Origin of the sequence: Peribacillus huizhouensis (assembly GCF_014138605.1) — a bacterium.
Lineage (GTDB): Bacteria > Bacillota > Bacilli > Bacillales > DSM-1321 > Peribacillus > Peribacillus huizhouensis.
Map to the genome: position 1 here is coordinate 62,128 of NZ_JACJHX010000017.1, position 15,556 is coordinate 77,683.

Annotated in this window: 17 protein-coding genes; 16 read left to right on the forward strand and 1 reads right to left on the reverse strand. The window is 38.8% G+C overall.

Annotated elements, in window-relative coordinates; genetic code table 11:
- Positions 1 to 11 precede the first annotated feature (11 nt).
- The 5 genes from HNP81_RS19500 to HNP81_RS19520 are packed head-to-tail and all read left to right on the forward strand — an operon-like array spanning position 12 to position 4,411.
- Positions 12 to 848 carry an ABC transporter permease gene (locus HNP81_RS19500; RefSeq protein ID WP_028389748.1) on the forward strand — a complete coding sequence of 279 codons (837 nt, stop codon included), beginning with the start codon at positions 12 to 14 and terminating at the stop codon, positions 846 to 848.
- On the forward strand, positions 845 to 1,624 hold the full coding sequence (locus HNP81_RS19505; RefSeq protein WP_182503741.1) for an ABC transporter permease: 780 nt from the start codon (positions 845 to 847) through the stop codon (positions 1,622 to 1,624). The genes HNP81_RS19500 and HNP81_RS19505 overlap by 4 nt, the downstream gene beginning before the upstream one ends.
- Positions 1,621 to 2,625 carry an ABC transporter ATP-binding protein gene (locus HNP81_RS19510; protein ID WP_182503736.1) on the forward strand — a complete coding sequence of 335 codons (1,005 nt, stop codon included), beginning with the start codon at positions 1,621 to 1,623 and terminating at the stop codon, positions 2,623 to 2,625. Before HNP81_RS19505 ends, HNP81_RS19510 begins: the two co-directional genes overlap by 4 nt.
- Positions 2,622 to 3,410 carry a DeoR/GlpR family DNA-binding transcription regulator gene (locus tag HNP81_RS19515; protein WP_028389751.1) on the forward strand — a complete coding sequence of 263 codons (789 nt, stop codon included), beginning with the start codon at positions 2,622 to 2,624 and terminating at the stop codon, positions 3,408 to 3,410. The genes HNP81_RS19510 and HNP81_RS19515 overlap by 4 nt, the downstream gene beginning before the upstream one ends.
- Complete coding sequence (locus HNP81_RS19520; protein ID WP_182503737.1) at positions 3,404 to 4,411, forward strand: histidinol phosphate phosphatase domain-containing protein; 1,008 nt, start codon at positions 3,404 to 3,406, stop codon at positions 4,409 to 4,411. The genes HNP81_RS19515 and HNP81_RS19520 overlap by 7 nt, the downstream gene beginning before the upstream one ends.
- Positions 4,412 to 4,523: 112 nt before the next feature.
- On the opposite strand, the gene HNP81_RS19525 is transcribed toward HNP81_RS19520, so the two are convergent.
- Positions 4,524 to 5,468 carry an urea transporter gene (locus HNP81_RS19525; protein WP_182503738.1) on the reverse strand — a complete coding sequence of 315 codons (945 nt, stop codon included), beginning with the start codon at positions 5,466 to 5,468 and terminating at the stop codon, positions 4,524 to 4,526.
- A gap of 211 nt (positions 5,469 to 5,679) precedes the next feature.
- On the opposite strand from HNP81_RS19525, the gene HNP81_RS19530 reads away from it, so the two are divergent.
- The 11 genes from HNP81_RS19530 (at position 5,680) to HNP81_RS19580 (ending at position 15,387) form a co-directional block, all read left to right on the forward strand.
- Positions 5,680 to 5,982, forward strand: coding sequence for an urease subunit gamma (locus HNP81_RS19530; protein ID WP_028389754.1), 303 nt, complete (start codon positions 5,680 to 5,682; stop codon positions 5,980 to 5,982).
- Between the two features lie 21 nt (positions 5,983 to 6,003).
- A complete protein-coding gene (gene ureB, locus HNP81_RS19535; RefSeq protein WP_028389755.1) occupies positions 6,004 to 6,327 on the forward strand; it encodes an urease subunit beta in 324 nt (107 codons plus the stop codon).
- The gene (gene ureC / locus HNP81_RS19540) at positions 6,324 to 8,036 is read left to right on the forward strand and encodes an urease subunit alpha (protein ID WP_028389756.1); all 1,713 of its coding nucleotides are present in this window, start codon (positions 6,324 to 6,326) and stop codon (positions 8,034 to 8,036) included. The genes ureB and ureC overlap by 4 nt, the downstream gene beginning before the upstream one ends.
- A 10-nt stretch (positions 8,037 to 8,046) precedes the next feature.
- Complete coding sequence (gene ureE, locus HNP81_RS19545) at positions 8,047 to 8,502, forward strand: urease accessory protein UreE (RefSeq protein WP_028389757.1); 456 nt, start codon at positions 8,047 to 8,049, stop codon at positions 8,500 to 8,502.
- Positions 8,495 to 9,181 carry an urease accessory protein UreF gene (locus HNP81_RS19550; protein WP_028389758.1) on the forward strand — a complete coding sequence of 229 codons (687 nt, stop codon included), beginning with the start codon at positions 8,495 to 8,497 and terminating at the stop codon, positions 9,179 to 9,181. Before ureE ends, HNP81_RS19550 begins: the two co-directional genes overlap by 8 nt.
- A 24-nt stretch (positions 9,182 to 9,205) precedes the next feature.
- Positions 9,206 to 9,817, forward strand: coding sequence for an urease accessory protein UreG (gene ureG / locus HNP81_RS19555; RefSeq protein ID WP_028389759.1), 612 nt, complete (start codon positions 9,206 to 9,208; stop codon positions 9,815 to 9,817).
- A 1-nt stretch (position 9,818) separates the two neighbouring features.
- Positions 9,819 to 10,643, forward strand: a complete 825-nt coding sequence (locus HNP81_RS19560; RefSeq protein ID WP_028389760.1) for an urease accessory protein UreD — start codon at positions 9,819 to 9,821, stop codon at positions 10,641 to 10,643.
- Between the two features lie 363 nt (positions 10,644 to 11,006).
- Positions 11,007 to 11,417 (forward strand): SET domain-containing protein, encoded by a 411-nt coding sequence (locus HNP81_RS19565; protein WP_034300148.1) that lies wholly within the window; start codon positions 11,007 to 11,009, stop codon positions 11,415 to 11,417.
- A gap of 225 nt (positions 11,418 to 11,642) precedes the next feature.
- Positions 11,643 to 12,704, forward strand: coding sequence for a C45 family autoproteolytic acyltransferase/hydrolase (locus HNP81_RS19570; protein ID WP_182503739.1), 1,062 nt, complete (start codon positions 11,643 to 11,645; stop codon positions 12,702 to 12,704).
- 971 nt (positions 12,705 to 13,675) lie between these two features.
- Positions 13,676 to 14,332, forward strand: a complete 657-nt coding sequence (locus tag HNP81_RS19575; protein WP_182503740.1) for a 5-bromo-4-chloroindolyl phosphate hydrolysis family protein — start codon at positions 13,676 to 13,678, stop codon at positions 14,330 to 14,332.
- Positions 14,329 to 15,387 carry a toxic anion resistance protein gene (locus tag HNP81_RS19580; RefSeq protein ID WP_028389763.1) on the forward strand — a complete coding sequence of 353 codons (1,059 nt, stop codon included), beginning with the start codon at positions 14,329 to 14,331 and terminating at the stop codon, positions 15,385 to 15,387. The genes HNP81_RS19575 and HNP81_RS19580 overlap by 4 nt, the downstream gene beginning before the upstream one ends.
- Positions 15,388 to 15,556: the final 169 nt, after the last annotated feature.

The window sequence follows — 15,556 nt, forward strand, 5'->3', positions numbered from 1 at the left end:
ACATCATGAACATGTCTGGAAAAAAAGGCGTATTGCTCATATTAGTACCGTTCGCTTTGTTGATGACGTTCTTTTTTCTCGTACCGCTTATTCACATGTTAATGAGTAGTTTTTCAAATAGTGATGGGTTTACGTTCGAACATTATCAAGAAGCGTTATCTAGTTCTTATATTTTACAAGGGTTTAAAAACAGTTTAGCTTTGTCCGTCGTGTCAGCGTTCATCGCGTTAGTCGTTTCGTTGCTAGGCGTATACGCGATGACGAATTTTTCCGAACCAGTGCGGGAAAAGTTATTAATTTTATCTAATTTAACTTCTAATTTCTCAGGTGTACCGCTTGCGTTTGCATTTATCGTGTTGTTGGGAAACAGTGGTCTATTTACTTTAGCGCTTGATTCATTTGGCTGGGATTTATCTTTTTCTCTTTATAGCTGGTCAGGGCTATTACTCATCTATATTTACTTTCAACTCCCGCTTTCGATCATGCTTCTCTATCCAATTTATTATGGAATTCAGCAACAATGGAAAGATGCCGCTGCGTTATTAGGTGCTTCACCGTTGATGTTTTGGAGAAAAATCGGCCTGCCCATTATACTTCCAGGTATTGCAGGTACATTCACGATATTGTTCGCCAACGCGATGGGTGCGTATGCTTCTGCCTATGCATTAACAGGAAGTAATTTTAACTTAGCAGCCATTCGTATTGGCTCCCTTATTTCAGGGGATATCTTTGCTCAACCAGAATTAGCGAGTGCCATCGCCGTCTTACTTGGGGTAATTATGATTATCGGGATGTTACTGAGTGAATGGCTTATCAAGAAAACGAGAAAGGATTTGTCGAAACGATGAAGAAATTTACAATCGTCATGCTAATCCTAATCGGTATCTATTTAGCTTTACCGATTTTTGCGACAGCGTTGTATGCATTTTCAACGGAATGGAATAAAACCATTTTACCAGAAGGATTAACGTTTGAATGGATTCGTACACTATTTCAAGATGCTCGCTTTATTGAAGCATTCGGCAGGTCTGTACTTCTTTCAGGTAGTGCTGTTTTCATCTCGATTTTGTTTATTGTGCCAGCCATTTTTGTAATTGTTCTATACTTTCCAGCATTGGAAAAGTGGTTTCAGGCAAGTGTTGTGATGGTATATGCCTTCCCAGGGATTATCTTATCAGTCGGAATCATTCGGTTTTATTCGGGGACGAGTCTACCAATGATCCTCGCTGTGACAGGAGTGTATGTCATTAGTGTACTTCCGTTTATGTACCAAGGAACACGAAATAGCTTACGTAATGTGCAAGGGCGGCAATTGATGGATGCGGCGGAGCTATTAGGCGCCTCAAAAATGGATGCTTTCCGTAAAGTGTTACTTCCATCGGTTTATCCAGGATTATTTGTCGCATCACTTTTATCCTTTTCTGTTTTATTTGGTGAATTTGTTTTGATTAACCTTGTTGTTGGTTCTCGATTTGAAACAGTTCAAATTTATTTAATGGCAAAATTAAGTACAAGTGGTCATATTGCGAGTGCGATTGTGTTCGTATACATCGTATTGATGGGTATTCTGACGCTAGTGATGGCGACATTAACGAAAAAGGCGAAGGGAATGAGACACGCATGAGTAAAGTTGTATTAAAAGACGTTCATAAACAATATAAAGATGCACATGTTCTTTCTGGGATTGACATGAACATTGAAGACGGGGAATTTGTCACGTTACTTGGCCCGAGTGGCTGCGGAAAAAGTACGATCCTACGTATTTTATCCGGACTGACAGAGGCAACGGGCGGCAATGTGATGATTGATGGGAAAGACATGAAGAAAGTCCCTCCGAAAAATCGGCAAGTAGGTATGGTGTTTCAATCCTACGCCTTATTTCCGAATATGACCGTGTATGAAAATGTAGCGTTCGGCTTAAAAATGCGTAAACAACCAGTAAATGAAATTGCAGAACATGTAGAGAAAATGATCAATCTCGTTGGTTTAAAAGAGAAGAAAGAGGCATTTCCACATGAGCTTTCAGGTGGTCAGCAACAGCGGGTTGCACTTGCTCGTTCACTAGTTGTTCGTCCGAAAGTACTGTTGCTCGATGAACCATTAAGTGCGCTGGATGCCCAAATTCGGAAACACCTACAAGTTGAACTTCGAACAATACAACGTGAGCTGAAAATGACCATGATTCTTGTGACACACGACCAAGAAGAAGCGATGACCGTTTCTGATCGTATTTTCGTCATGAATCAAGGGAAAATTGCACAAGAAGGAACACCTTTTGAAATTTATACACAACCTAAAACTGAATTCGTTGCCAATTTTATTGGGCGATATAATGTTTTTACAAAAGAACAGATAGAGAATTTACTTGGAGGAAAGATGACGATCTTAGCAGCGAAGTATGCAATTCGTCCTGAATCGATTCAATTTCAGCCTCAAACATCCTCTTATCCAATACGTGCAATTGCTGGCGATTCTATAATGAATGGAAATGTAATTCGTACAACTTTTCATGCCGACAATAAGCAATTTACGATGGAACAATTGCATCATCAATCCTCTGCATTTGAAAAAGGCACGGAATATCAATTATTCGTAGAACCAAAGGATGTTATTGCTTTATCATGAATGAATTAAAGGAAGAACGTCAGCGTTTAATTATTCAATGGGTAAATGAGGAGAAACGTGTATCTGTCGCAAAACTGGCGACAATGTTTTCGGTCACACCAGAAACGATTCGCCGCGACCTGACCGAGTTAGAAGAACAGGGACAATTAACGAGAGTGCATGGTGGAGCTGTTTTATATACAAAACTAGAAGAAGAACAGGTTTTTTTACGAAAACTTGATATGAATCGAGCAGAAAAAGAACAAATTGCTTTAATGGCGACATCGCGTATTAAGGATGGCGATTCCATCGCCATTGATGTTGGAACGACGACCGTTCATATAGCTGATTTTATTCAAAACGTACAAAACTTAACAGTGGTGACGAATTCGATTGCAGCTGCCGATCGTTTTAATCAAGCGATTGAAGAGAAACGAATGACAGGAAAGGTCATTATGTTAGGTGGCTTAACGAACCCTGCACAATCTTCTGTCTCGGGTGCTATGACACTTGAGTGGCTAAGTCATATGCATGTGGACCAAGCGTTTATTTCTTGTGGGGGAATCGTGGCGGATACAATCTATGATTATGATTTAGATGAGTCGCTCGTTTCCGCGAAAATGATGGCAATCAGCAAGAAGAATATTTTGCTTGCGGATGCATCGAAAATAGGCGTCCCGTCTTTCTTTTCATTCGGACAAGCTAGCCAATTTGATGAGGTAATAAGTGATCAACCTTGTCCGAAAGATTGGCAAGAATGGTATAAACATTGGACTATAACAAAGAGGAGTCGAGTAGAATGTTAATCGATTATCACGTACATCTAGAAGAAGGACCTTATTCATTTGCTTGGCTCGAACGTACGTCGAAAGCAATGGAGCATTTCCGAGATAATGAAGTATTGGAGCATGGTTCCAGAGATAAGATTGAAAAACAAATTAGTCAGCTTCAAAAGCGACTAAATGCCGGATGCTATAGTGAAGAGTGGTTGGATTTATATTTGAAAAAGGCCAAGCAAATCGGTTTGAAAGAAGTCGGGATTGTCGATCATCTATATCGTTTTAAAGAAACAAAAAATTATTTTGAAAAAGCGTTGAATTTGGATCCAAACGATTCAATTGGGGAATTGCAAGCGTATTGGTTAAGAAATGTCATGACGGAAAAGATGGATGATTTCACTTCCGCAATTTCAGCCGCAAAAAAACGCTGGGAAAAAGAAGGAGTCTCATTAAAGCTAGGTATTGAAGCGGATTATTTTGTCGGACAAGAGCAGGAACTAGCAGCACTTTTAACCGGAAAACGATGGGATTATGTGATCGGTTCTGTTCATTTTGTGGATGGATGGGGATTCGATAATCCACAAACAGCAACTCGCTTTGAAAAAATGGACCTAGAAGTCCTATATACACGTTTTTATGAAGCGGTTGAAAAGATGATTCGTTCCAACATGTTTGATTTTGTTGCCCATTTAGATAATTTAAAAGTATTTAATTTTAAAGTGGAAAATGAATCCTTTAATCATAAATGGTATGAACGAATTGCTAAAGCATTACAAGAAACGAATACCGCTACTGAAGTGAATGCCGGTTTATACTATCGCTATCCAGTTCAAGAAATGTGCCCATCTGTTGATTTTTTAACAACGATTGTTGCTAAAGATGTACCCATAACCCTTTCTTCCGATTCTCATTATCCAGATGATCTTGGCAAATATGTAGCAGAGAACAAGAAGTTATTGCAAAGATTAGGTGTTTCACAAGTAGCAACCTTTAACCAAAGAGAAAGAATTTTAGTACAGATCCAGTAAGATGGGTCTGTTTTTTTGAAGAGTGTTTAGAGCAAATAGCCATTCCTATATCTGGTCGTTACGTATACGTAGTGTCTCCCCGGTTTATACGTTTATGTTGAGTACTAATTTGTCAAATTTTAGGCAGGACTTTCTTCGCTCCTAGTAAAAGCCAGGTACTGAGAACGAATGGCATTGTTAGCGCTGGTAGACCGTAGGGTAAAAGCAAAGTGCTTAAGCCAGCCATGATGGGCACGGTTAAACAAGCTGCAATGATCCCTGTGATAAATGAAAATTTTGTCCTTTCTGTATTGAAAACAATTGAAACTGCTAAAATGGCTAAGATTGCATTGTATCCATAAAGTCCCATGAAAATTAGTCCGTGTTCTCCTTCTAATTGATAGGAGACCAGTAAGGCAGTAATATTTCCGATAATGGCATAAAGACCAAATTTCCAACCAGCAAAAAAAATAGCGATAAAGAGGAGTACCCCAGATAAAGTATTATCAAGGAAAAAAATTTGTCCAATTCCTTTAAAGCTTCCTTCTATCCAATTACCTTTTCCGGCTATGTTTAACGTCCAATTGGCTAATGATTGAGGCTCCAAATCTGCACTTAAATGGAAAGTTTCTAATCGATATGAAGCGAGCAATATAAACCACGTCAAGACAAAATATGGGAAAGTAAGAATGGGGATTTCTGTTTTTCGCATAATGTGCATCAAGGCAGCTGTAAAAAGTGCAGCAATAGCAGATGCGATTAATGCAATGATCCACTGATAAGGTCCATTTAAATATTCGGTGAGTGCAATTCCTGTCAATACGGAATTATATCCGAATAAACCTTGATTCACAATTTTTTTATCTGCCCCTCCTATTGTTCCGATAAGTGTACCAATTATAGCTGATACAAGGGATATCATTCCTAAGAAATAATCCGAAATCGTAATCGCAAGTAAAATTAAAACTCCAGTCAATGGATTTTCAATCAATATAACTTGAGAGATGCCATTTAAAGTGGCTGTGATGAAAGAAAAAAATGAATGCTCATATGATAAATTGCTTTTTCTTTTTTCCATGTAAATCCCCCCTCAATTTTCACTCATATTTTAATGAATCCTCATAAATAAAATAAAAACTCAATTGTAAAAGGAAATAGTTGTTTAAATACAAATGAATTGGAAATGCTAAATATGTCTGTTTTTTTATTCAAACAAATATCTACATCTTAGTATTTTCATCTTTAGAAAAGATTCTGTTGGTAATTACATGAAAATGAGGAGGAGTACGATGCAGCTTTTACCGCGTGAAATCGATAAACTGATGATTGTTGTGGCAGGAGATCTAGCTAAGAAGCGAAAAGATAGAGGACTGAAATTAAATCATCCAGAATCGATAGCACTTATTACATATGAAGTATTAGAAGGTGCAAGGGATGGCAAAACGGTAGCTCAGTTAATGGAATATGGAGCTACTATTTTGACTCGCGAGGATGTGATGGATGGTATTCCGGAGATGATTGACGATATTCAAGTAGAAGCAACTTTTCCAGATGGAACGAAATTGGTAACGGTTCATAGCCCAATCAGGTAAGGGATGACAGGAGGAATCTTAATGATACCAGGACAATATTTTTTAAAAGATGAAGATATTATTTGTAATGAAGGACGTGACATATTTAAGGTTACTGTCACTAATACGGGGGATCGTCCCATTCAAGTTGGATCCCATTTTCATTTTTTTGAAGTAAATGAAGCTTTACAGTTTAATCGAGATGATGCGTACGGGAAACGATTGAACGTCCCAGCAGGTGCAGCAGTACGTTTTGAACCCGGCGATGAAAAAGAAGTAGAATTAGTTTGCTTTGCTGGAGAACAACGTGTGTATGGATTTAACAATAAGGTAGATGGGTCTATTCAAGGAGGATTTAACTCATGAGTTTTAAAATGTCAAGACAACAATACTCGCAAATGTATGGTCCAACGACAGGGGATGCTATACGCTTAGCGGATACAGATTTATTTATCCAAATTGAAAAAGACCATACAACATATGGGGAAGAAGTCGTGTTTGGTGGCGGAAAAGTGATTCGTGATGGAATGGGGCAACATCCGCTTGTGACCCGGGGGGATGGGGTGCCGGATGTCGTCATTACCAATGCGGTGATTTTGGATTACACAGGTATTATTAAAGCAGATATTGCAATCCGTGACGGAAAAATTGCCGCAATCGGGAAAGCGGGGAATCCTTTAGTACAAGATAATGTGGATATTGTCATTGGTGCATCGACAGAAATCATTGCTGGAGAAGGATTGATTGTGACGGCTGGTGCCATCGATACCCATGTGCATTTTATTAATCCGGAACAAGTTAGAACGGCATTAACTAGCGGTACAACAACTTTAATTGGTGGAGGAACAGGTCCAGCTGCTGGATCTAAAGCGACCACAGTTACGCCAGGAGAATGGAATATCCATAGAATGCTCCAGGCATCAGAAGGCTTACCAATCAACGTAGGCTTCTCAGGAAAAGGACAAGCTGCAGCTGAAGAGCCGCTTGCTGAACAAATACGAGCAGGTGCCATTGCATTGAAAGTTCATGAAGATTGGGGAGCTACAGCTTCTGCACTTGATTATGCATTACGTGTAGCTGATAAATATGATATTCAAATTGCCGTTCATGCGGATACATTAAATGAAGGCGGGTTTATGGAAAATACGATGGCTGCTATCAGAAACCGAGTCATCCATATGTATCATACTGAAGGTGCAGGTGGAGGGCATGCTCCAGATTTAATAAAAGCAGCAAGCTATATGAATGTACTGCCAGCCTCAACAAATCCAACATTGCCATATACCGTTAATACGGTTGATGAGCATTTAGATATGCTAATGGTGTGTCACCATTTAAATCCGAAGATTCCAGAAGATCTTGCTTTTGCTGATTCACGAATTAGAAAAGAAACCATTGCAGCTGAGGATGTTTTCCAAGACATGGGGATATTTAGTATCACTAGTTCGGATGCTCAAGCGATGGGAAGAGTTGGTGAAGTAGTTCTACGAACATGGCAAGTAGCGGACAAAATGAAAAAAGATCGGGGCTTGTTGCAAGGTGATACCCAGCATGCTGATAACAATCGTGCGAAGAGGTATGTTGCTAAATATACGATTAATCCAGCGATTGCACATGGGATTTCTGAATATGTAGGGTCTGTTGAAGTAGGAAAAATTGCCGATCTTGTACTTTGGTCACCGGCATTTTTCGGAGTAAAGCCTGAAATGGTTTTGAAAAATGGCTTTGCAGTCGAGAGTTTAATGGGAGATGCCAATGCCTCCATTCCTACTCCGCAACCGATGATTTATCGTCCGATGTACGCGCAGGTAGGGAAAGCATTGTCCAAAAGTTCAATTACGTTTATATCCCAAGCTGCTTTTGACGAGAAAGTGCATGAAAAATTAGGATTAGAAAAATTGATTTTACCCGTTCGCGGCATTCGAAAGTTAACGAAAAAGGATATGAAGCTTAATTCGGAAACGCCTGAAATAACAGTTGATCCACAAACGTATGAGGTAAGGGTAAACGGAGAATTAATTACGGGTACCCCATCTGAAAAATTGCCGATGGCACAACGATATTTCTTATTTTGAGGTGAATGTATTGATCGTTGAGAAAATTGTAACGAATATTGATCAAATGGCAAAAGAGGAACTGGATAAACGCCATATAGAAAAAGTCTATCTAGAAAGCGCTCATCTAATGAAGCGTATTCAAAGGGTGACAACCGACCACGGCAAGGAAATAGGGATCCGTTTGAAGGATCCCCGTGACCTTGTCGCAGGTGATGTATTATATATGGATGATCATGACATGATTATCATTGATGTCTTATCTGATGATTTATTGATTATTAGCCCACGATCGTTGCAAGAAATGGGAACGATTGCTCATCAATTAGGGAATCGTCACTTACCTGCACAATTTGAAGAAAACGAAATGCTTGTTCAATATGATTATCTTGTAGAAGAATTGCTTCAAGAGCTTCAAATACCTTTCAAAAGAGAAGAACGGAAAGTGAAACAGGCATTTCGGCATATTGGACATAGCCATGACTGATCACACACTTTCTCTATTTCAACTTTGTGATTCTAATTTTCCGACTGGTGCCTTTAGTCATTCATATGGCTTAGAGAGTTATATTCAAGAGGATCAAGTGCATGATCAAGCTACTTTCTCAGAATGGCTTCACGTTTATTTGAATGAACAGCTCGTCTATTCGGATGGGCTTGCTTCTTTTCTTGTATATGAGGCATTAGAGAATCAAGACCTCCAAAAAGTGTGGAAGGTAGATCGGATGTTGACTGTACAAAATTTGCCACGTGAAACGCGAGAAGGCACACAAAGAATGGGTGAGCGAATGTTAAACCTCGTAGAAACATTATACGAGGTGCCTATTCTTTCACAGTATAAAAAACGAATAAAAGAGAAGCAATCATTTGGACATCCGGCGATTATTTTTACAATGATTGGACATCATCTTTGCGTTCCAAAATCAACAACCACCCTCTATTATTTGTATTCTACTGTATCGAGCCTTGTCCAAAATGCAGTCCGAGCGATTCCCTTAGGCCAGACAGCTGGACAGAAAATAATTCAGGAATTTCAAGGGGAATTAGTAGATGCAACAGAAAAAATTCAAAGCCTGGATGATGAAGATTTTGGCATCATTTCGCCTGGACTGGAGTTATCTCAAATGAAACATGAGCGTGTGAATATTCGTATATTCATGTCTTAACATAAAAGAAAGGGAGTGCTTTATATGGAACCTATAAAGATTGGGGTAGGAGGACCTGTTGGAGCAGGCAAAACAATGCTCGTTGAAAAGTTGACCCGGCAATTAGAAGATGAGATTAGCATGGCGGTTGTGACGAATGATATTTACACCAAAGAAGATGCAAAATTTTTAATGCAAAATGGGGTGCTGCCTGATGACCGTATTATTGGGGTTGAAACAGGCGGATGCCCTCATACAGCGATTCGTGAAGATGCTTCGATGAATTTTGCTGCCATCGATGAATTAATCGAGAAACATCCAGATGTTGAGCTTATTTTTGTTGAAAGTGGCGGCGATAATCTTGCGGCAACATTCAGCCCAGAGCTTGTTGATTTCTCGATTTATATTATTGATGTTGCTCAAGGTGAAAAAATCCCACGCAAAGGCGGACAAGGGATGATTAAATCTGACTTATTTATTATTAATAAAACGGATTTAGCTCCTTATGTTGGTGCAAGTTTAGAAGTAATGGAGTCAGACACGAAGGTTTTTCGTGGAAATAAACCGTTTGTTTTTACTAATTTAAAGGATAATACGGGGCTTGACCAAGTCATTGATTGGCTTAAGAAAAATGCTCTTTTAAAAGGGCTAGATTAAAATGGGAGACTGGACAGGCGTTTTACGTTTAGACCTTGAAGAACGACTTGGAAAAACCGTGGCAAAGAATGTTTATTTTCAGGGCGCATTGAAAGTCATGCGTCCAGTTTACCACGACGATTCTGGACAAGTTTGTTATTATATTTTAAATCCAGGTGGCGGCTATTTAGACGGAGATCGCTATCACCTGCAGATTTCATTGGAGAAACAAGCTAGGCTAACTTTAACCACACAATCTGCGACAAAAGTTTATAAAACACCCTATTCATATGCTTACCAGGAAACAGAAATCTTTCTTAAAGCAGGCAGTTATCTAGAGTATTTTCCTGATCCGTTAATCGCGTATCAGGATGCTCGCTATAAACAAAAAAATATAATTCGGATGGAGAAAGGTGCTACATTACTTTATTCGGACATTATTACCCCAGGCTGGTCACCTAATGGTAAAAGGTTCAGTTATGATAAAGTTCAATTAATCAATGAAATTTATCTGGATGATGAACTAGTGTCGTTGGATCATATTAAATTGCATCCAGCAAAGCAACATATGGAAGCACTAGGTTTCATGGAAGGGTATTCACATTTAGGTTCCATGATGGTCGTTGGGGAGCAAATGACTCCAGAGCTTCTGGATCGATTATATTATGCCCTTAATCCGAAAACAGATGCATATGATGTTGGTTTTTCTTTACTGCCTGTTGAAGGGTTTACCCTAAGAGTGTTAGCAAACTCAACACAAATAATTGAACGAATATTTGCGGATTGTCATCAAATGATTTGTGAAGAATGGTTTGGAACAAGGCCAAGTTTTCTAAGAAAATATTAATGTTTGAATGAGAAAGAAGTTGAGGCTACTTGCCAATACTTCTTTTTTGTGTGATGGATATAGGGACGGGTGATGTGACTTATTAATGAGCCATCTTTGTAGCTATCCAAAAGTACCCAAAATTTCAGCTTTGCACTGTGATTAGGTGCGTGTTGCGTGCTACAAAAATAATTTATCCTTCATGGTGCATGATTTTGTATGTGTTTGCAATGACCACATATCTAGGACATATTTAATTAGATATAGGAGTTCACTGAACAGTGGTTAAAAAGGAATAGAATAAAACAGTTGCTTATTTTCTATTCAATTGGCAAACTTAAGTAGATAATGAACTCCATAGAAAAGAAGGCGAAGGTGACTTACATGATTGAGATAAAGACTTCCACACTCAGCGATGGGGAGTTCAATAGAGGGGTATTCGCAACACGTGATATAGCAAAAGGGGAGCTTGTACATGAGGCACCGGTCATTTCTTACCCGAATAAGGAGCATGAACATATAGAGAAGACAATCCTTGCAGATTACGCGTTTGAGTACGGTGTGAACCACACCGCAATCCTCTTAGGGTATGGAATGCTGTTTAACCACTCATACACTCCGAATGCAACATACGATATTAATTTTAAGAACCACACGTTTGACTTCTATGCATACAAAGATATAAAAGCCGGTGAAGAGATACTAATCAACTATAATGGCGAAGTTGATGATAACGAACCACTTTGGTTTAATATGGAAGATGGTAGTGGGAGCGGTAAAACAGAAACGAATTAATTGCAACCTGTTAAACGGGATTTGAACGATCACCTATTTTGAGGAAGAAATTACCGAATTACTGTATCAAGCATTGATTTGGTGTTATGAAACCTCAAGCGAAGCAAAATGTAGAATCAAACTAATGTAATGCTTATTGCAGGACCTCCTTCCTAAACGGAATCGTTCAAGCTAAATCTAAATGATCAACTCACTTGAATGAATCATGCAAAAGAGGGATAGAACATGAAGCAAATATACAGTGATGTTATTCAATTTCGTGGTACACATTTTGAGTTTGGATTTATGCAAGGTGAGAAAATAAAGGATTCGCTTACTGTTAAAAATCGTGAAAATCAATGGAAAGTAAGGCTGCCACGGTTTACCGTAAAGGCTGAAGAGGTCAAGCGTGCAATCACTCCGTTCGCCCCTGGCTTGTGGGAGGAGTTGCTTGGACTGCAAGCTGCGCTTGAATGGCCAATGGAACATGTGTTGCAGGAATATGGTGGCTACCGTTTGAATTACGTGAAATCTGGCTGCTCGATATTGACAGGTGAACATTATTTAATCCGTAATTATGATTATCATCCGAAGACTTATGAAGGACGCTATGTTTTCTTTCAACCAACAGATCAAGGGTATGCGACAGCAGGTCCAAGTCAACGGGTTACGGGAAGAATGGATGGCATGAATGAAAAAGGTCTCGCACTTGGCTATAACTTTATGCATCGGAAAAAACCAGGCGATGGATTCATTTGCTGCATGATCGGCAGGTTGATTTTAGAGTCGTGTGCCAATGCTGTAGAAGCAGTAGCGATGCTTAAGGAAATCCCACATCGACATTCATTTAGTTACGTTGTCTATGATCAATTGGGTGAGTCGTATATTATAGAAACGTCTCCCCGTGGAGTGGAGGTACGTCAATCAAGTGCCTGCACAAATCACTTTGAGATCATGAAGCATGAAAATCGTAATCATCTTATCGATTCTAAACGAAGATTTGAAATCTTGGCTGAACAACAAGAGAACATGAATGTCAAGGATGCATTTCGGTTATTAAATGCAAAGGATAAAGGGATCTTTTCTGATTTATACAGTAGTTGGGCTGGAACGATTCATACGTCTGCTTATTTGCCAAAAGATATGAAAGTATGGATTGCTTTAGGTGGAGATCAAGAGCCGATTCACTTTGATTTTGCGAAATGGCTCGATGGACATGATGTAGTGGTTGACCGAATAACAGGTGAGATTGATACAGACATTCCGTTTTTGCACATGGATGAAAATGCGGACTGGTTTCAAAAGTGAATACTACATGGCGAAGATGAAGAGGCAAGGCGCGATTCGAAATTTGGATGGTGCCTTGTATCTTTTTTTTACTTTGATTAAGTGGTCTAAGGTTTTCTGCCTGTAGAAAGGCAATCGCAAGTGGGGAAATAATTGCAAATTTCTAGCTGGATTTACAAAAAGTCGTTTTAATTAATCGATTAATTAAAACGGCTATTATTTGATTTGAAAGCTTGTGAATAAAGGGAAAGTAAAAAATATTTTTGAGAAATATGTTGATTTAGGGGAAGTATTGCCTGAGAAATAATTCTCTGTTTCGACAATGTTGCATCTGGATTATTACTGATGATAAAAATATAAGGCTCTTTTCGTAAAGATTGTTGTTTTTAGCAAGTAACAAATTTGAGTAGATGTTGATTGATATGCGAAGCACCTGAAACTGCCCGCTTAAATATAAGGGCAAATAATTTAAAGAACTTATTAATAAGTGATTCAGGACATTTATGTATGAAATTATGTAAACTTTATAAGTCAAAGCCTAAAAATTTTGTCCCACTCTTAACGGGCAGTAAGACCCTCACCTCGAGATTCTGAGCAAGCTAAAAGAAGATAGGCGGGGGGACCAACTGCCCGTAAAGGTCCGATTGGTGAGATACAGTAAAACTTGCCGATGCGTGAGCAGAGGTTTAGTTGAGGCCCACAGGATGTGGGTCACACAGACGTTGCCGCAGGACGCGGCGTACTTAGTCTGTGATTCATTGAATCGGGTTCGTAGAGTCGCTTTATCGAAGTAGAGCGGAGATTTTAGCGACTCTAGAACGGGACTAACAATCAGTGGGGGATGAAGAAAATCCCCACTGATTGAAGTTTCACTTTATATAAATATTTGCAGGAATGACATAAATCCTATATCGTTTACGATATAAGGAAATGAAACTTAATTGTGAATGAAACGTATAAATAGATAGAGATTATATTAGGGGTGTCGATACATGAACCGATTAGTAACCTCCATTGTTGGAATCGTTATATCAGGTCCTATTGCTGTGATCATATGGCCGGTGTGTTTTTATGGTTTTGGTCAATCCGCGATTATGTCTACTCTTTGGTCTATATCAGGTGGCGTTCTTGTTTTTTTTGCAAGTTCCCTCTACATGTCTGCTCGTTTTTTGAAGAAACATGGATTGAGTAGAAAAGAGTATCAATATATCAAAGGAAATATAAAAGAAGCAAAATCTAAAATTTTTCGTGCGTGCAAAGCGCTATTATCCATTCGACATCTGCCATCTTTAAAGGAAAGAATTGAACTTGTAAGGATGATTAGAAAGATTTACAGCTTAACAAAAAAAGAGCCGAAACGCTTTTATCAGGCAGAAAAATTTTACTTCTCCCATTTGGATTCTACTTTGGAATTAGCGGAGAAATATGTATTTTTAGCGTCTCAACCGAAGAAAAATAAAGAATTGGATCTTTCGTTAATTGAAACTAGAAGAACTTTAGAACAGCTAACGAAATTAGTTGAAGAAGATCTGTACGAAGTAATTTCGAATGATATTCAAGAACTTGATTATGAAATTGATGTTGCAAAGCAGACGTTAAAGAACACAAAAGAATCGAGTTTGATTAATGGAAGCAGGAAATGGAAATGAGTGCAGATGAGAAAACACTCGGACAAGAAATAGACGAACATCCTTTCACTACAGAACTTCCGAGTGAGGGTAAGAAGTTAATCGATACAATTTCAGCAGAAAGTAGACAAAAGGCGAGACAGCTTGCCGAGCAATTGCAATTGCATAACCGTCAGGCGCTAGTCACTTTTGGGATGCCGGCGCAATCTAAATTGCTTACCTTCTCGAATACAATGCTTGATCAAGTAAAGAAGCAGGATATTTTAGAAGTCGGTGAAATATTAGCTGATCTAATTGGAAAGCTGAATGAAGTGAACCCTGATCAATTGGCGCCCGTTCGCCGCTCTATCTTTGCACGGTGGTTTAGAAAAAAAACAAAATCTTCACAAGAAACGGTGTCTCGATTTCAAAAGGCAAGTGCTCAAATTGATCGAATTCATGTGAAATTGAATCGAAGCAAGAACATTCTACTGGCTGATATCGTCATGCTTGACCGATTATATGAGCGTAATGAAGAATATTTTCATATGCTCAATATTTATATCGCTGCAGGAGAATCAAGGCTTGAAGAATTACATGCCCATTCAATTCCAAAAGCGGAACATATCGCAAAAATGGAAATGGATCCGTTAAAAAAACAGGAATTAGATGATCTCTTATCTTTTACAGATTTACTGGAAAAGCGTGTATATGACTTAAAAATAAGTAGAGAAATTACTTTACAAAGTGCTCCGCAAATACGTCTTATCCAGCATACAAACCAATTACTAGTCGAAAAGATCCAAACATCAATTATGACGGCGATTCCGCTTTGGAAAAATCAAATGTCGATTGCTCTCTCAGTTTTGAGGCAAAACTATGCGGTAAATGCTCATAAGCGAGTTGCTGAAAAAACGGATAATTTACTTGTGGCAAACAAAGAATTGGAGCAACTTGTGCATGCGCAAGAAAGTTTAAAATCTACAATTACTGAAACATTGGAAATTCAAGCTGAAGGCAGTACGAATCGCCAACATGTAGAGCAAAAGATTCGTTCGAATGAAACAGAGTTAAAACAAAAGCTGATGGAAAGATAAAGTGAAACTTTAACAAGTCGAGATTTATAATGTGAGTAAGGGAAAGGTGCACGAATGCCTTTCTCTTTTTTTACATAGGCTCTTTTCGTAAAGATTGTTGTTTTTAGCAAGAAACCAATTCGAACAGATGTTGATCTTCGTTACAGGTGCGAGACTCCTGCGGGAAAAG